This window comes from Pseudomonas sp. 2,4-D, from assembly GCF_030418155.1.
In the GTDB taxonomy this organism is placed as follows: domain Bacteria; phylum Pseudomonadota; class Gammaproteobacteria; order Pseudomonadales; family Pseudomonadaceae; genus Aquipseudomonas; species Aquipseudomonas alloputida.
In genome coordinates this window covers 92,077-108,573 of record NZ_JAUHUI010000017.1, presented here as the reverse complement: position 1 = coordinate 108,573, position 16,497 = coordinate 92,077, and the positions used below count along the sequence as shown (strand labels likewise).

Below are 16,497 nucleotides of genomic sequence, written 5' to 3'. Positions count from 1 at the left end.
CCGTCCAGGTAGGCTGTGATCGCTGTGAGCTTGAATTGCTCGGTGTACTTACCCATAGATCCCCCAAGGGTTGGATTAGTGTCCAACTTCTTGGGGGCAGTCCAGGCTCCGCCTGGCAATCTGGTATTTGCGAAGGAACATTTTGCCGCTGCTTTAAGCTCGCCCGTCAGCGCTTCATAGGTCACCTGGTACCTGTGACGAGGAAGTGTGGCGCATGATGCAAGCGAGCAAGCGTAGGGCTGGCCAGGGCAGCTGGCCAGGAAAACAGTGTATTGACCCGTTCAAGGCGGACTTCGATATGTTGCAGACGCAGCCGGTGTCACGTTCCGTGCGGCTCAACGGCTTTTCTACCTGTCTGCGCCTGGAGGCTGTCTACTGGGGTATCCTTGAGCGCATCGCCGCCGCCAACCGTTGCTCGGTCAGTGCCGTGTTGTCCTACGTGGACCGTGAGGTGCACCTGCGCCAGGGCGGAGTGCGCAATTTCAGCGGGCTGATCCGGGTAATCTGCGTGGCGTGGCTGCAGGACCCGCCAAGTGCGCGCTGATCGCCAGGCGGGCTGCGCAGTGCTTGCTAACCATATATAATCCCGCTTTTTGCTGCCCCCCGGCAGCCAGCGTTATGGTTGACGAGAGACACCCATGCCCCTTTATGACTATCAATGTGCGTCCTGCGAGCACCGCATGGAAGTGCTGCAGAAGATCAGCGCCGCGCCGCTGACCGATTGCCCGGCCTGTCAGGCGCCGGCACTGAAAAAGCTGCTGTCGGTGCCAGGCTTTCGCCTGAGCGGTAACGGTTGGTACGAAACCGACTTCAAGACCGGGGCGAAAAAGAATCTGGCAGGCGGCGACAAGGCCGACTGAGTTGAATGCTGTGACCGGGTCTTGCAGTATTAGCCCTCCGGGCGGCCAAGGCCTCCACCGAATACACGAATCACGAGAAGCGAAACCACCATCATGATGCGCAGCCATTATTGCGGCCAACTGAACGAGAGCCTGGACGGCCAGGAAGTCACCCTTTGCGGCTGGGTCCATCGTCGCCGCGACCACGGCGGGGTGATCTTCCTCGACATCCGTGACCGCGAAGGCATGGCCCAGGTCGTGTTCGACCCGGATCGCGCCGAAACCTTCGCTGCCGCCGACCGTGTGCGCAGCGAATACGTCGTGCAGATCACCGGCAAGGTCCGCAAGCGTCCTGAGGGTGCAGTGAATGCCAACATGGCTTCCGGTGCCATCGAGATCCTCGGCTACCAGCTGAACGTGCTCAACGAAGCGGAAACCCCTCCGTTCCCCCTGAACGAATACTCCGACGTCGGCGAGGAGACCCGCCTGCGTTACCGCTTCATCGATCTGCGTCGCCCGGAAATGGCCGACAAGCTGCGCCTGCGCTCGCGCATCACCAGCAGCATCCGTCGCTTCCTCGACGAAAACGGCTTCCTCGACGTCGAAACCCCGATTCTCACCCGTGCCACCCCGGAAGGCGCGCGCGACTACCTGGTGCCAAGCCGTACCCACGCCGGTAGCTTCTTCGCCCTGCCGCAATCGCCACAGCTGTTCAAGCAGCTGCTGATGGTCGCTGGCTTCGACCGTTACTACCAGATCGCCAAGTGCTTCCGTGACGAAGACCTGCGTGCCGACCGTCAGCCGGAATTCACCCAGATCGACATCGAGACCAGTTTCCTCGATGAAAGCGAGATCATGGGCCTGACCGAAAGCATGATCCGCAAGCTGTTCAAGGAAGTGCTCGACCTGGAATTCGGCGAGTTCCCGCACATGACCTTCGAAGAGGCCATGCGCCGCTACGGCTCCGACAAGCCAGACCTGCGTATTCCGCTGGAACTGGTCGACGTTGCCGACCAGTTGAAGGATGTCGACTTCAAGGTGTTCGCCGGCCCGGCCAACGATCCGAAGTGCCGTGTTACCGCCCTGCGTCTGCCAGGTGGTGCCAGCATGCCGCGCAGCAAAATCGACGAGTACACCAAGTTCGTCGGTATCTACGGTGCCAAGGGGCTGGCCTACATCAAGGTCAACGAGCGCGCCAAGGGCGTCGAGGGCCTGCAGTCGCCTATCGTCAAGAACATCCCTGAGGCCAACCTCAACAACATCCTCGACCGCGTTGGCGCCGTAGACGGTGACATCGTGTTCTTCGGTGCCGACAAGTTCAAGGTGGTCAGCGAAGCCCTGGGTGCGCTGCGTATTCGTCTGGGTCACGACTTCGAGCTGCTGACCTGCGAGTGGGCGCCGATGTGGGTCGTCGACTTCCCAATGTTCGAAGAGAACGAGGACGGCAGCTTCACTGCATTGCACCACCCGTTCACCGCGCCGAAGTGTACCCCGGAAGAGCTCGAGGCCAACCCGGCCAGTGCCCTGTCCCGTGCCTACGACATGGTGCTGAACGGTACCGAGCTGGGTGGCGGTTCGATCCGTATCCACCGTAAAGAGATGCAACAGGCGGTATTCCGTCTGCTGGGTATCGAGGCGGAAGAACAGGAAGAGAAGTTCGGCTTCCTGCTCGACGCTCTGAAGTTCGGGGCACCGCCTCACGGTGGCCTGGCGTTCGGTCTGGACCGTCTGGTCATGCTGATGACCGGCGCCCAGTCGATCCGTGAAGTGATCGCGTTCCCGAAAACCCAGAGCGCTGCATGCGTCATGACCCAGGCCCCTGGCATGGTCGACGCCAAGGCCCTGCGCGAGCTGCACATCCGACTGCGTGAACAGACCAAGGTCGAGTAAGCAGTCCTCGGGCGCATCCACATGGATGCGCCTTTGCGTTTCGACGCAGGTTTTTTCCCGTCCCGCCCCGTCATGGGGCGGGGCCGTTTGTGATTCAAAGGATTCGGAGTCGTTATGGCTGGTCATTCCAAGTGGGCGAACATCAAGCACCGCAAAGAGCGCCAGGATGCCAAGAGGGGCAAGGTCTTCACCAAGTGGATCCGTGAACTGACGGTCGCTGCCAAGCAGGGTGGCCCTGATCCGGCATCCAACCCACGTCTTCGCCTGGCCCTGGACAAGGCGTTGGGCGCCAACATGAGCCGCGACATCATCGATCGCGCCGTGGCCCGTGGCGCTGGCACCAATGAAAGCGACAATGTCGAAGAGCTTAGCTACGAAGGTTACGGCCCGGGTGGCGTGGCGATCATGGTCGAAGCCATGACCGACAACCGCAACCGTACCGCCGCGGCCGTGCGTCATGCCTTCACCAAGTGTGGCGGCAACCTGGGTACTGACGGTTCGGTGGCCTACCTGTTCGAGCGCAAAGGCCAGATCAGCTTTGCCCCGGGCGTGGAAGAGGACGCGTTGATGGAAGCGGCAATGGAGGCCGATGCCGACGACGTGGTCGCCAACGACGACGGCTCGTTCGACGTGTTCACCTCGTTCAACAGCTTCTATGCCGTGCGTAATGCCTTGGAAGAGGCAGGCTTCAAGGCCGCTGACGCGGAAATCGTCATGCAGCCGACCACCAGTGCCGAGCTCGACCAGGACGGTGCCGAAAAGGTGCTCAAGTTGATCGACATGCTCGAAGACCTGGACGACGTGCAGAACGTCTATTCCAATGCCCAGATTTCCGACGAGATCATGGAAAGCCTCGGCTAAGGTGATTTGGCATTTTGTGCCAACTCTGAGCGTTTGATAGCGCCTGTGCCGGCCCTTTCGCGGGTAAACCCGCTCCTACAGGTATTACGCCCCTTTCAAATGTGGTGCAGTACCTGTAGGAGCGGGTTTACCCGCGAAAGGGCCGGCGCAGTTTGTAGAGATGCATCATTTTTTCGACGGGCTTTATGACTCTGATTCTAGGTATCGACCCCGGCTCGCGCATCACCGGCTATGGCGTGGTACGCCAGACCGCCCGTGGTTGCGAGTACGTGGCGTCGGGCTGCATCCGCACCGGCAGCGGTGAGCTGCACGAGCGGCTGCAGATTGTTTTTCGTGGTGTCAGTGAAATCATTGCCCAGCACGGCCCGGTGACCATGGGCATCGAACGGGTGTTCATGGCCCGCAACGCCGATTCGGCGCTCAAGCTTGGCCAGGCACGTGGCGCGGCTATCGTCGCCGCCGCCGAGGCCGGCCTGGAGATCGCCGAGTACAGCGCCACCCAGGTCAAACAGGCCGTAGCCGGCACGGGTGGGGCCAACAAGGAGCAGGTGATGATGATGGTCATGCACCTGCTGAAATTGACGCAGAAACCGCAGATCGACGCTTCCGATGCCCTGGCCATCGCTCTGTGCCACGCCCACACCCGCTCCAGCCTGGTGCCGCATGGCTTGAGCACAGCGCGGCGACGCGGCGGGCGCTTGCGTCTGTAAGCGCTTCATGCGCTGATACACATTTTGTTCGGGTGATACATTCACCCGCTGCATTTGCTGATAGGGTTGAGCGGTCTTTGACCGGCTCCCCGAGAGGAAGGATCGGAACGTGATTGGACGTTTGCGCGGCACCCTGGCGGAAAAACAACCGCCTCACCTGATTATCGACGTCAACGGCGTGGGTTACGAACTGGAAGTACCCATGACCACGCTGTACCGTCTGCCCAAAGTGGGTGAAACCGTCACGGTGCATACCCACCTGGTCGTGCGCGAAGATGCCCACTTGCTCTACGGCTTTGCCGAAAAGCGCGAGCGCGAGCTGTTCCGCGAGCTGATTCGCCTGAACGGCGTAGGGCCGAAGCTGGCCCTGGCGCTGATGTCCGGGCTGGAAGTGGATGAACTGGTGCGCTGCGTGCAGGCCCAGGACACCTCAGCCTTGGTGCGCGTACCGGGCGTCGGCAAGAAAACCGCCGAGCGCTTGCTGGTCGAGCTCAAGGACCGTTTCAAGGCCTGGGAAACCTCGCCGGCCATGTTCACCCTGGTGTCCGATGGGCCTTTACCGGTCGCCAGCGAGTCCAGTGCCGAGGCCGATGCAGTCAGTGCCTTGGTCTCGCTGGGCTACAAGCCGCAGGAAGCCAGCAAGGCAATCGCCGCGATCAAGGACAAGGCCGGCCTGAGCAGTGAAGAGCTGATCCGCCGCAGCCTGAAAGGGATGATTTCCAAGTGATCGAAGCTGACCGCCTGATCGCCGCCAGTGGCCGCGACCGCGAAGAAGTCCAGGACCGTGCGATTCGCCCGCTGAGCCTGGACGAGTACATCGGCCAGCCGGTGGTGCGCGAGCAGATGGCGCTGTTCATCCAGGCCGCCCGCGGCCGCGGCGAGTCGCTTGACCACACGTTGATCTTCGGCCCGCCCGGCCTGGGCAAGACCACCCTGGCCAACATCATCGCCCATGAAATGGGCGTGTCGGTGAAGAGCACCTCGGGGCCGATTCTCGAGCGCCCCGGCGACTTGGCAGCCATGCTGACCAACCTCGAGCCGCACGACGTGCTGTTCATCGACGAAATCCACCGCCTGTCGCCTGTTGTCGAGGAGGTGCTGTACCCGGCCATGGAGGACTTCCAGCTCGACATCATGATCGGCGAAGGCCCGGCAGCCCGTTCTATCAAGCTCGATCTGCCACCCTTCACCCTGGTGGGGGCTACTACACGTGCTGGCATGCTGACCAACCCGCTGCGTGACCGCTTCGGTATCGTCCAGCGCCTGGAGTTCTACAACGACAAGGATCTGAGCACCATCGTCAGCCGCTCGGCCAACATCCTTGGCCTGGCCATCGAAGACCAGGGTGCCTACGAGATCGCCCGACGTGCCCGTGGCACGCCGCGCATCGCCAACCGCCTGCTGCGCCGCGTGCGTGACTATGCCGAGGTACGCGGCAAGGGCCAGATCACCAAGGCCGTGGCTGACATGGCGCTGAACCTGCTGGATGTCGACGAGCGTGGTTTCGACCATTCCGACCGTCGCCTGCTGCTGACCATGATCGAGAAGTTCGATGGCGGCCCGGTGGGCGTGGACAACCTGGCTGCAGCCATCAGCGAAGAGCGTCATACCATCGAAGATGTGCTGGAGCCGTACCTGATTCAGCAGGGTTACATCATGCGCACGCCACGCGGCCGCGTGGTCACCCGGCATGCCTACCTGCACTTTGGGCTGAATATCCCCGGGCGCTTGGGGGAGGGGGGCGATTTTTCCGAGCCAGGCGATGAATGACAGATCGAAAGCGACTTTTTGTGGTCCTACCGCTGGCATGCCCCTGGTGCGCTGGCAATAAGACATTAATGAAGAAAAAACAGTTGCCACAGCGGATTGGCAAGCTGAGGAGTAAGCACTAGAGTATGCGCGCGCAAAATCAGCTCGAACCGTTCGCACATCGGTGTCGCGTCTATTACGAAGATACCGATGCGGGCGGCGTGGTGTATTACGTCAACTACCTGAAATTCATGGAGCGCGCGCGCACCGAACGCCTGCGGCACCTGGGCTTTTCCCAGTCGCAACTGGCTGAAGACAACCTGCTGTTCGTGGTCCATTCCAGCGAAGCGCGCTATCACGCGCCGGCGCGGCTGGATGACGAATTGCGGGTGACCGCGCAGGTCCTTGAACTCAATCGCGCCAGCTTGCGTTTCGTACAGCAGGTCTGGCGGGAAAAGGATGAAACGCTGCTTTGCGAAGGGCAGTTCCTGGTGGCTGCCGTGCGCGCCGACACTTTCAAACCCCGAGCCCTACCCCCCCAGCTGCGCGACGCCTTTGCGGCGGACGGCTCGGGTAATCAATCGAATGCAGGAGAATAAGCGTGGAAGCTAACGTCGTCGACCATACCTCCATGTGGAGTCTGGTCAGCAATGCCAGCGTGGTGGTACAGCTGGTAATGCTGACCCTGGTGGCCGCCTCGGTCACCTCATGGATCATGATCTTCCAGCGCAGCACCATGCTGCGCGCCGGTCGTCGTGCGCTGGATGCCTTCGAAGAGCGCTTCTGGTCGGGCATCGACCTGTCCAAGCTGTACCGCCAGGCAGGCAGCAACCCAGACCCGGACTCCGGCGTGGAGCAGGTGTTCCGTGCCGGTTTCAAGGAGTTCTCGCGCCTGCGCCAGCAGCCGGGTGTTGACCCGGACGCCGTCATGGAAGGTGTTGGCCGTGCCATGCGTGTGGCCATCTCGCGCGAGGAAGAAAAACTCGAGCAGAGCTTGCCGTTCCTGGCCACCGTTGGTTCGACCAGCCCGTACATCGGCCTGTTCGGCACCGTGTGGGGCATCATGAACTCCTTCCGCGGCCTGGCCAGCGCCCAGCAGGCCACCCTGGCTACCGTTGCTCCGGGCATCGCCGAAGCACTGATCGCTACCGCCATCGGCCTGTTCGCGGCAATCCCGGCTGTTATTGCCTACAACCGTTTCGCCGCGCGCAGTGAAGTACTGATCGGCCGTTACTACACCTTCGCCGACGAGTTCCAGGCGATCCTGCACCGCAAAGTGCACACCAGCGAAGAGTAATCAGGTAGAAGCCCATGGCCCGAGTTCGCCACAAACGCAAGCCCGTCGCCGAGATGAACGTGGTGCCCTACATCGACGTGATGCTGGTGCTGCTGGTCATCTTCATGGTGACGGCGCCCATGCTCAACCAGGGCGTGAAGGTCGACCTGCCCAAGGTTTCCAGCGAAGCCTTGCCGCAGGACAACAACGTCCAGATCCTCACCATCTCCATCAAGGCCGATAAAACCTATTACTGGAACCTCGGCAGCGAAGTCGATACCGACAAGCAGATGGACAAAGCCATGACCTTGCCGGCCATGACCGACGCCGTGACCAAGATCATTGCTGCCGGCCGTGACCAGGGCAAGCAGACCCAGGTGTTCATTCGTGGCGACAAGGCTGTCGACTATGGCGCGGTCATGGGTGCCATGGGCGGGTTGCAGAAGGCCGGTGTCGGTAACGTTGGCCTGATTACCGAGGCGCCCTGATGCAACAGCGAGAGCCATCCGCCTCGGAAAGCTACTTCTGGCCCAGTGTCTGGGCCATCGGCCTGCATGTGCTGGTGTTCGCCCTGCTGTTCGTCAGTTTTGCCATGACGCCGGAGCTGCCGCCTTCCAAGCCGATCGTTCAGGCGACCCTGTACCAGCTCAAGTCCAAGAGCCAGGCAACTACCCAGACCAATCAGAAGATTGCCGGGGAGGCGAAGAAAACCGCTTCGCGCCAGACCGAAGTCGAGCAACTGGAACAGAAGAAGGTCGAGCAGGAGGCCGTGAAGGCCGCGGAACAAAAGAAAGCTGACGCCGCTCAAAAGGCCGAAGAGGCCCGCGAAGCCGCCGAGGCGAAAAAAGCCGAGGATGCTGCCAAGGCCGCTGAAGCCGCCAAGGCCGCCGAGGCCAAGAAAGCCGCCGAAGCCAAGAAGGCCGACGAGGCGAAGAAAGCCGCCGAGAAACAGCAGGCCGACATCGCCAAGAAGAAGGCCGAGGACGAAGCCAAGAAAAAAGCCGAAGAAGAGGCCAAGAAAGAGGCCGCTGAAGAGGCGAAGAAGAAAGCCGCCGAGGACGCCAAGAAAAAGGCAGCCGAGGACGCCAAGAAGAAAGCGGCGGCCGAGGACGCGAAGAAGAAGGCAGCTGAAGAGGCCAAGAAAAAGGCCGCTGCAGATGCCCAGAAGAAGAAGGCACAGGAAGCGGCCCGCAAGGCGGCAGAAGACAAGAAAGCCCAGGCACTGGCCGAGCTGTTGTCCGATACCACCGAGCGGCAGCAGGCGCTGGCCGACGAGCAGGGTGACCAGGTGGCCGGCGATTTCGACGACCTGATCCGCATGCGCGCGGCCGAGGGCTGGGCACGTCCGCCTTCCGCGCGCAAGGGCATGACGGTGGTCCTGCAGATCAACATGTTGCCGGACGGTACCATCACCAGTGTCAGCGTGGCCCGGTCCAGTGGTGACGGCCCGTATGACAGTTCGGCGGTGGCTGCGGTGAAGAACATTGGTCGTTTGACCGAGATGCAGGGTATGAAGCCGAGCGATTTCAACCAATATCGTTCGTTCAAGATGACATTTACACCTGAGGATCTAGCGTTGTGATTAAACGTCTGAGAGGACTGCTGGTCATGCTCTGCTGCGTGGCAGGCATGGCGGTGGCAGAAGAAAAGAACATCCTGGTTACCAGCGGCAGCGACCGGGCCACGCCCATCGCGGTAGTACCGTTCGGTCTGCAGGGCGGTAGCGTGTTGCCTGAAGACATCGCCGACATCATCGGCAACGACCTGCGCAACTCTGGCTACTACTCGCCAATTCCGCGGCAGAACATGATCAGCCAGCCGTCGCAGGCCAGCGAAGTGATCTTCCGTGACTGGAAAGCGCTGGGTGCACAGTACGTGATGGTCGGCAGCATCGTGCCGTCGGGCGGTCGCCTGCAGGTGCAGTACGCGCTGTTCAACGTCGCCACCGAGCAGCAAGTGCTGACCGGCAGCGTGGCGGGCAGCACCGACCAGCTGCGCGATATGGCGCACTACATTGCCGACCAGTCGTTCGAGAAGCTCACCGGCATCAAGGGCGCGTTCTCTACGCGCATGCTGTACGTGACGGCCGAGCGTTTCTCCACCAACAACACCCGCTACACCCTCCAGCGTTCGGACTACGACGGTGCGCGTGCGGTGACCCTGCTGCAATCGCGTGAGCCGATCCTGTCGCCGCGCTTTGCGCCAGATGGCAAACGTATCGCCTACGTCTCGTTCGAGCAGAAGCGCCCACGTATCTTCGTGCAGAACATCGATACTGGCCGCCGCGAGCAGGTGACCAACTTCGAAGGCCTGAACGGTGCGCCGGCCTGGTCGCCGGACGGCTCGCGCCTGGCGTTCGTACTGTCCAAGGACGGCAACCCGGACATCTACGTGATGAACGTGGCCTCGCGCCAGATCAGCCGTGTTACTGCAGGCCCGGGTATCAACACCGAGCCGTTCTGGGGCAAAGATGGCAACACCCTTTACTTCACTTCCGACCGTGGCGGCAAACCGCAGATCTATAAACAGTCGGTCAGTGGTGGTGGTGCCGAGCGCGTAACGTTCGTAGGTAACTACAACGCCAACCCGAAACTTTCGGCGGACGAAAAGACCCTGGTAATGATTCATCGCCAACAGGGCTTTACCAACTTCAAAGTGGCGGCACAGGACTTGCAACGCGGAAGTGTAAAGATTCTGTCTGAAACAAGTCTTGATGAGTCTCCCACTGTTGCGCCAAACGGCACCATGCTAATCTACGCCACCCGCCAGCAGGGCCGGGGAGTCTTGATGCTCGTGTCGCTGAACGGCCGCGTGAGGCTCCCACTTCCTACCGCTCAAGGCGAAGTCAGAGAACCGTCCTGGTCCCCTTACCTGAACTGATTGCGGCGTAATACATTTTGCTTAACACACTGGGGTTTCATTAGGAGTTTCACGATGGAAATGCTGAAGTTTGGTAAATTTGCTGCGCTGGCTCTGGCCATGGCCGTAGCTGTAGGTTGCTCCTCGAAGGGCGGTGACAACGCAGGCGAAGGCGCTGCTGTAGACCCTAACGCTGGCTACGGTGCCAACACTGGCGCTGTTGACGGCTCCCTGAGCGAAGAAGCCGCCCTGCGCGCAATCACCACCTTCTACTTCGAATACGACAGCTCGGACCTGAAGCCAGAAGCCATGCGCGCTCTGGATGTTCACGCCAAGGACCTGAAAGCCAACGGCAACCGTGTTGTTCTGGAAGGTAACACCGACGAGCGCGGCACCCGCGAGTACAACATGGCTCTGGGTGAGCGTCGTGCGAAAGCCGTTCAGCGCTACCTGGTTCTGCAGGGCGTTTCCCCTGCTCAGCTGGAACTGGTTTCCTACGGCGAAGAGCGTCCAGTTGCTACCGGCAACGACGAGCAGTCCTGGGCTCAGAACCGTCGCGTAGAACTGCGTAAGTAAGTTCTTATGCGTATGTGCCGCCGTGTAGTAACCGTCCTCGCACTCAGCCTGCCGCTTGCGGCCTGGGCTGAGGTCCCTGTAGTAGATGACAACGCAGGCAGCTATCCGCCTGCGGGTTATGGCACGAGCGGCGCCTATGCCGGGTCAGGGGCTTCGGCCCCTGCCTCTGCACAGGGCCAGCTGTTCATGCAGCTGCAACAGATGCAGGATCAGCTTTCCCGCCAGCAAGGCATCATCGAAGAGCTGCAAAACGATGTGTCGCGCATGAAGCAGGAAAACCTGGAGCGTTACCAGGACCTGGACCGTCGCATCAACAGTGGCGCTGCGCCTGCCGCAACCCCTGACAATTCCTCCGGTGGTGGTGCGTCCAATGCCGCCCCCGATGCCGCAGCAGGTGCTGCTGCGCAACAACCGGCCGGCAGTAGCCAGCCCGGTGATCCGGCGAAAGAGAAGCTCTATTACGACGCAGCTTTCGATCTGATCAAACAGAAAGACTTCGACAAGGCCAGCCAGGCGTTCAACGCCTTCCTGCGCAAGTACCCCAACAGCCAGTACGCCGGTAATGCCCAATACTGGTTGGGTGAAGTGAACCTGGCCAAGGGTGACCTGCAAGGCGCCAGCCAGGCCTTTGCCCAAGTCAGCCAAAAGTACCCGAAGCACAGCAAGGTGCCAGATTCGCTGTACAAACTGGCTGATGTCGAGCGCCGTATGGGCCATACCGACAAGGTAAAAGGCATCCTTCAGCAGGTCGTCACCCAGTACCCCGGCACCTCTGCCGCTCAACTGGCCCAGCGTGACCTGCAGAAGCTCTAGGCGTTGTCGCTGTACCTCTCGAAAGAAACCCGCGCCAGTCGCGGGTTTTTTCGTTAGAATCACTGCCCTTTTTTCGTAAACACGCTGCTGCGGATAACGCTATGTCGAGTCCGCGACAGTGCCTGACGGAGGCGGACAGCCTGTTTAGCTGTCACGCCCGTGGCGATCATGCAAGACACATTACGCATCACCGAAGTCTTTTACTCTTTGCAGGGTGAGACGCGAACGGCCGGGCTGCCCACGGTATTTGTGCGCCTCACCGGTTGCCCCCTGCGTTGCCAGTACTGCGACAGTGCCTATGCCTTCAGTGGCGGTACCGTACGCACCCTTGATTCGATCCTCGAACAAGTGGCCGGCTTCAAACCGCGCTACGTCTGTGTCACCGGTGGCGAACCACTGGCCCAGCCCAACGCCTTGCCGTTGCTGCAGCGGCTGTGTGATGCCGGTTACGAGGTGTCGCTGGAGACCAGCGGCGCGCTGGATATTGCCGGCACCGACACCCGCGTCAGCCGTGTGGTCGACCTGAAAACCCCTGGCTCCGAAGAGTCGCACCGTAACCGCTACGAGAACATCGAGCAGCTGACACGCAACGACCAGGTCAAGTTCGTCATCTGTTCCCGCGAGGATTATGACTGGGCGGTATCCAAGCTGATCCAGTACAACCTGGCAGAGCGTGCCGGTGAGGTGTTGTTCTCACCCAGCCATCATCAGGTGAACGCCAGTGACCTGGCTGACTGGATCGTTGCTGACAACTTGCCTGTACGCTTCCAACTGCAGCTGCACAAGCTGCTGTGGAACGACGAGCCCGGACGTTGATTGAGGAGCACGTACACATGACAGAAAAACGCGCAGTAATCCTGTTGTCCGGCGGCCTGGACTCGGCCACCGTGGTTGCCATGGCCAAGGCCGAAGGCTACAGCTGCTACACCATGAGCTTCGACTACGGCCAGCGTCATCGCGCCGAGCTGAACGCCGCTGCCCGCGTGGCCCGCGACTTGGGTGTGGTCGAGCACAAGGTGATTGGGCTGAACCTCGACGGCATCGGCGGTTCGGCATTGACCGACAGCAGCATCGACGTGCCGGAAGCCCCGGGTGAAGGCATTCCGGTCACTTACGTGCCGGCGCGCAACACCGTGTTCCTTTCGCTGGCGCTGGGTTGGGCAGAAGTGCTGGAAGCGCGCGACATCTTCATTGGCGTCAACGCCGTCGATTACTCTGGCTACCCGGATTGCCGTCCCGAGTTCGTCGAGGCCTTCGAGCGCATGGCCAACCTGGCGACCAAGGCTGGCGTAGAAGGGCAGGGCTTCCGCATCCAGGCGCCGCTGCAGAACATGAGCAAGGCGCAGATTGTGCAGGCGGGTATGGCCCGTGGTGTGGACTACAGCCTGACCGTTTCCTGCTACCAGGCCGACGATGACGGCCGCGCCTGTGGCAAATGCGACAGCTGCCGCCTGCGCGCCGATGGTTTCAAGGCCGCCGGTATCGAAGACCCGACTCGGTATTTTTGAAAAAATCGTGATTGGGTGTTGAATTCTCGTTAGAAATCAGTATTATACGCGCCATCAAATGGGTCGTTAGCTCAGTTGGTAGAGCAGTTGGCTTTTAACCAATTGGTCGTAGGTTCGAATCCTACACGACCCACCATACGCAGTACGTTAGAGCCCGCTACCAGAAATGGTCGCGGGCTTTTTCGTTTGCGCTACGGGTGTTCGGAAAAAAGGGGCGCAGAGCGCCCACGAATTACTCGGCCCATTCCGGGTCGCCAGTGAACACCACTGTCAGCCAGCGGTCCGGCCCTTCGCCGCCTACCGCGTCGCCAATCTCGTTGCGCCAGGCATCCCATTCATCGATAGTCTTCGCCGCCATGGTTTTGGGCACGATGAAATACAGCTCAATCTCCCGCGAACGCCCGACCTTGGCGACATAGGCGCGGTAAGACTGCAGGCCGTGGCGAGCGACGAAGGCCTTGGCAACTTCATCTACGTGCAGCTTGAGGTCGCCGGGGGTGACCAGGAAGATTTCGGACAGTGCCTGACGCACCACCGACATCGGCAACGGCACGATCACCAGGCACACCAGCGCCAGCACCGCCGGGTCGATGTACGGTGATACCCATTCCAGCGAAGTGCCCTGTACTGCATAGCCAAAGCAGAAGGCGATCAGCAGCGCGGCAGTGATGCTGGCCGACATCACCCAGCCCTTGACGTCCATGCGCACGAAGTCTGACTTCAGTTTGCGGTTGGCGCGGGCCTCGATGACGGCGATGGTCACGCAGGTGATCACCGTCAGCGCCGCGTAGACCATGGCAATGCCGAACTCCAGGTGGCGCCCGCCTTGCAGCAGGCTGCTGACGGCGTTGATCAGCGCGTAGATGGCCACCCCGCCGAGCAGAATGCCGTTGAGCGCCAGTACCATGGGCTCCAGGTGCCAGAAACCCATGGTGAAGCGCTCGCGCAGCTTGCGCGACATCTGCACGCTGGTGGTGTGCGAAGTGATCAGCTTGACCACCACAAGCGACAGCCCGCTCATGCTGGCGTCGACCAGCGAGTACACACCGTCGAAGACGATGGAGAACGAGCCGGAGGCAAGGCCGAAGGCGATGCCGATGGTGGCGATGAACAGGGTCGCGGCGATCGAGGTGCGTAAAAGCCCTTGTTCGCTGGTGATGTCGAAGAAGGTGGATCGGGTTGGATTAGGCATAAGTTGTGCTCAAAAATAACAATGGTGCGGTGCCTGTCAGGGCCTCTTCGCGGGCACGCCCGCTCCCACAGGAACTGCACAGCCCCTTAGGGTTACGCCGAACCTGTGGGAGCGGGCGTGCCCGCGAAGAGGCCCTGACAGGCTAGACGCGAAACTGCTCCATCAGCGCCTGCTGCTGGTTGGCCAGCCGGTTCAAGGCCTGACTGATGCGTGCCGATTCATCGGCCTGCCCGGCCAGTGATTCTGTCACGTCTCGAATGCCGGCCACGTTACGGTTCACTTCCTCGGCCACCGCGCTCTGCTCTTCCGCCGCCGAGGCAATCTGCAGGTTCATGTCGCTGATCACCGCCACGGCCTCGCCAATACGCTGCAGTGCCGGTAATGCCTGCTCCATGCGTGCGGCGCTGTCCTGGGCCTGGCGTTGGCCTGCATGCATGGCCCCCACCACGTCCTGGGTACCTTGCTGAAGGCCTTCGATGACCTGGCGAATTTCCTCTACCGAAACCTGCGTGCGCTGGGCCAGGCCGCGCACCTCATCGGCAACCACGGCGAAGCCACGCCCGGCTTCGCCTGCGCGGGCCGCTTCGATGGCGGCATTCAGTGCCAGCAGGTTGGTTTGCTCGGCAATGGTGCGGATCACTTCAAGCACCGAGCCGATTTGCCCGCTGCGGTCTTCCAGTGCACGTGCCTCGTCCATGGCAGTGTTCATGCCTGCGGCCAGGCGGTCGATGCCCTGGCGCGTGCTGTCCACCAGTTGCAAGCCTTCCTGGCTGGCCTGATCCGCGGCGCGTGCGGCCTGGGCCGCCTGCGAGGCGTTGTGGGCGACATCAAGTGCGGTGGCGCTCATTTCATTGGCCGCTGTGGCCACCTGTTCGATTTCGCGATGCTGTTGCTGCATGCCGTTGCTGGTCTGACTGGCGATGGCAGCCGATTGGTCGGCGGTATCGCGGGCTTCCTGCAGCGAGCCCTTGACCTGGGCAATGACCGGTTGCAACTTGTCGAGGAAGCGGTTGAACCAGCCGGTGAGCTGGCCCAGTTCATCCTGGCGGGCGTAGTCCAGGCGACGGGTAAGGTCGCCTTCACCACTGGCAATGTCTTCCAGGCGTGCAGCCACGGCCAGGATTGGCCGGGTAACGCCGCGCGCGGTCAGCCACACCAGCAGCAAACCGGCGATAGCCGTGCCAAGGCCTATCAGCAGGCTGGTGAGGTTGGCATTCTGGTTATGGGCGTCAAGGCGCTGGTTGAGGGCTGCGGCGGGGGCCTGCAGCACGCTTTCCGGCAGTTCCAGTACTACCTGCCACGGGGCTGTGTCAGGGATTGGCGTGAAGGGGTGGGCCACGCGCAGCAGGCCGTCGGCTACCGCTTTGTCCATGGGCTTACCGAGCGTGCTGTCGTCGCGGCTGTTGCCCGCCAGCAGGCCGGCGGCGGTGGCGATGCTCACCTGGCCCTGACCGTCGAACAGATCGCGGCGGCCGTCCACGCTCAGTTGCTGCAGGTTGGCCAGGCCGATGTCCAGGCCGACCACGCCAACTACCTTGCCGTGTTCCAGCAATGGCAGAGCGATGCTGGTCATCAGCACCTGACGGCCGTTGACCTCGTCGAGGTACGGTTCGAGCATACAGGCCCTGGCGGTGTCCTGCGGACAGGTCAGCCAGCGATTCTTCGCCGCGCCGTTGCTGCCGATGCTGGTGTCGCCGAGCATCGTTTCCGGCATGGCTTCAAGTTCCAGGGTGCCGGGGCTTGGTTGTGACCAGTACAGCGAGAAACGCCCGCTCTCATTGCTGCCCATGGCGTCCTGGCTTAGGTACTGGCTGTCCTGCTGGTCCAGGGCATTGGGCTGGAACACCAGGTACAGGCCGATCACGTCCGGGTTGCCGGCCAGGCTGGCACGCGCCTGGCGGGTTAGTTCGGCGCGCAGGTCGCTACCACCACGGTCCTTCAGCACGTGTACCAGGCGGGCAAAGCCATTGCCATACTGGTAGGCGTCCATGAAGTAGCGCTGGATACGCAAGGCCTGGGTTTCGGCGTGGGCCTGCAGGCGCTGGCGGGCGCTGTCTTCGAGCATGGCAGTGTTGGCCTGGTGACCAGGGCGGCGCTGCGATGGGCCTGGGTCAGCGAGGTGGCTACCAGCAAGGCGACAATGGCCAGCAGGCACAGGCCGGCGAGGAGTGTGATCTTCCACTGGATGGAGAGGCGACGCAGCGGCATGAGGGCTTTCCTTTTC

18 protein-coding genes, 1 tRNA gene and 1 pseudogene are annotated in these 16,497 nt (G+C 61.5%); 17 read left to right on the top strand and 3 right to left on the bottom strand.

Annotated features, from left to right (window positions below):
• Nucleotides 1-185 (bottom strand): hypothetical protein (locus QYE47_RS14635; protein ID WP_301159094.1); only part of this gene is annotated, 185 nt, incomplete at its 3' end.
• Nucleotides 186-214: 29 nt separating this feature from the next.
• Here QYE47_RS14635 and QYE47_RS14630 point away from each other — a divergent pair.
• The 17 genes from QYE47_RS14630 to QYE47_RS14550 all read left to right on the top strand — a co-directional run bounded on the left by QYE47_RS14630 (nucleotide 215) and on the right by QYE47_RS14550 (nucleotide 13,217).
• Complete coding sequence (locus tag QYE47_RS14630; RefSeq protein WP_014589995.1) at nucleotides 215-544, top strand: ribbon-helix-helix domain-containing protein; 330 nt, start codon at nucleotides 215-217, stop codon at nucleotides 542-544.
• 94 nt (nucleotides 545-638) lie between these two features.
• Nucleotides 639-860, top strand: coding sequence for an FmdB family zinc ribbon protein (locus QYE47_RS14625; protein WP_003254776.1), 222 nt, complete (start codon nucleotides 639-641; stop codon nucleotides 858-860).
• 93 nt (nucleotides 861-953) lie between these two features.
• Nucleotides 954-2,729 carry an aspartate--tRNA ligase gene (gene aspS, locus QYE47_RS14620; RefSeq protein WP_301159093.1) on the top strand — a complete coding sequence of 592 codons (1,776 nt, stop codon included), beginning with the start codon at nucleotides 954-956 and terminating at the stop codon, nucleotides 2,727-2,729.
• Between the two features lie 114 nt (nucleotides 2,730-2,843).
• Nucleotides 2,844-3,590, top strand: coding sequence for a YebC/PmpR family DNA-binding transcriptional regulator (locus QYE47_RS14615; RefSeq protein WP_014589996.1), 747 nt, complete (start codon nucleotides 2,844-2,846; stop codon nucleotides 3,588-3,590).
• A 185-nt stretch (nucleotides 3,591-3,775) separates the two neighbouring features.
• Nucleotides 3,776-4,300 (top strand): crossover junction endodeoxyribonuclease RuvC, encoded by a 525-nt coding sequence (gene ruvC / locus QYE47_RS14610; RefSeq protein WP_003254769.1) that lies wholly within the window; start codon nucleotides 3,776-3,778, stop codon nucleotides 4,298-4,300.
• 109 nt (nucleotides 4,301-4,409) lie between these two features.
• Nucleotides 4,410-5,027 (top strand): Holliday junction branch migration protein RuvA, encoded by a 618-nt coding sequence (gene ruvA / locus QYE47_RS14605; protein WP_003254768.1) that lies wholly within the window; start codon nucleotides 4,410-4,412, stop codon nucleotides 5,025-5,027.
• Nucleotides 5,024-6,070: a Holliday junction branch migration DNA helicase RuvB gene (gene ruvB, locus QYE47_RS14600; RefSeq protein ID WP_003254766.1), complete on the top strand. Its 1,047-nt coding sequence runs from the start codon at nucleotides 5,024-5,026 to the stop codon at nucleotides 6,068-6,070. Before ruvA ends, ruvB begins: the two co-directional genes overlap by 4 nt.
• A 125-nt stretch (nucleotides 6,071-6,195) precedes the next feature.
• Nucleotides 6,196-6,648 carry a tol-pal system-associated acyl-CoA thioesterase gene (gene ybgC, locus QYE47_RS14595; RefSeq protein ID WP_003254764.1) on the top strand — a complete coding sequence of 151 codons (453 nt, stop codon included), beginning with the start codon at nucleotides 6,196-6,198 and terminating at the stop codon, nucleotides 6,646-6,648.
• A gap of 2 nt (nucleotides 6,649-6,650) precedes the next feature.
• Nucleotides 6,651-7,346, top strand: coding sequence for a protein TolQ (tolQ, locus tag QYE47_RS14590; protein ID WP_010952367.1), 696 nt, complete (start codon nucleotides 6,651-6,653; stop codon nucleotides 7,344-7,346).
• Nucleotides 7,347-7,360: 14 nt separating this feature from the next.
• Nucleotides 7,361-7,813 carry a protein TolR gene (tolR, locus tag QYE47_RS14585; RefSeq protein ID WP_003254760.1) on the top strand — a complete coding sequence of 151 codons (453 nt, stop codon included), beginning with the start codon at nucleotides 7,361-7,363 and terminating at the stop codon, nucleotides 7,811-7,813.
• A complete protein-coding gene (gene tolA / locus QYE47_RS14580) occupies nucleotides 7,813-8,907 on the top strand; it encodes a cell envelope integrity protein TolA (RefSeq protein ID WP_070383550.1) in 1,095 nt (364 codons plus the stop codon). Before tolR ends, tolA begins: the two co-directional genes overlap by 1 nt.
• Nucleotides 8,908-8,933: 26 nt before the next feature.
• On the top strand, nucleotides 8,934-10,205 hold the full coding sequence (gene tolB, locus QYE47_RS14575) for a Tol-Pal system beta propeller repeat protein TolB (RefSeq protein ID WP_012051477.1): 1,272 nt from the start codon (nucleotides 8,934-8,936) through the stop codon (nucleotides 10,203-10,205).
• Nucleotides 10,206-10,259: 54 nt separating this feature from the next.
• Nucleotides 10,260-10,760, top strand: a complete 501-nt coding sequence (gene pal, locus QYE47_RS14570; protein ID WP_003254755.1) for a peptidoglycan-associated lipoprotein Pal — start codon at nucleotides 10,260-10,262, stop codon at nucleotides 10,758-10,760.
• A 6-nt stretch (nucleotides 10,761-10,766) separates the two neighbouring features.
• Nucleotides 10,767-11,573, top strand: a complete 807-nt coding sequence (ybgF, locus tag QYE47_RS14565) for a tol-pal system protein YbgF (RefSeq protein WP_003254754.1) — start codon at nucleotides 10,767-10,769, stop codon at nucleotides 11,571-11,573.
• Between the two features lie 168 nt (nucleotides 11,574-11,741).
• A complete protein-coding gene (gene queE, locus QYE47_RS14560) occupies nucleotides 11,742-12,389 on the top strand; it encodes a 7-carboxy-7-deazaguanine synthase QueE (protein WP_003254753.1) in 648 nt (215 codons plus the stop codon).
• On the top strand, nucleotides 12,389-13,081 hold the full coding sequence (gene queC, locus QYE47_RS14555) for a 7-cyano-7-deazaguanine synthase QueC (protein WP_076403786.1): 693 nt from the start codon (nucleotides 12,389-12,391) through the stop codon (nucleotides 13,079-13,081). The genes queE and queC overlap by 1 nt, the downstream gene beginning before the upstream one ends.
• 60 nt (nucleotides 13,082-13,141) lie before the next feature.
• A tRNA-Lys gene (locus QYE47_RS14550) sits at nucleotides 13,142-13,217 on the top strand.
• A 96-nt stretch (nucleotides 13,218-13,313) separates the two neighbouring features.
• On the opposite strand, the gene QYE47_RS14545 is transcribed toward QYE47_RS14550, so the two are convergent.
• Both QYE47_RS14545 and mcpU read right to left on the bottom strand, forming a co-directional pair.
• Nucleotides 13,314-14,273, bottom strand: a complete 960-nt coding sequence (locus tag QYE47_RS14545) for a cation diffusion facilitator family transporter (protein WP_014589999.1) — start codon at nucleotides 14,271-14,273, stop codon at nucleotides 13,314-13,316.
• 142 nt (nucleotides 14,274-14,415) lie between these two features.
• Nucleotides 14,416-16,481: pseudogene (gene mcpU, locus QYE47_RS14540) on the bottom strand (methyl-accepting chemotaxis protein McpU).
• Nucleotides 16,482-16,497 lie beyond the last annotated feature (16 nt).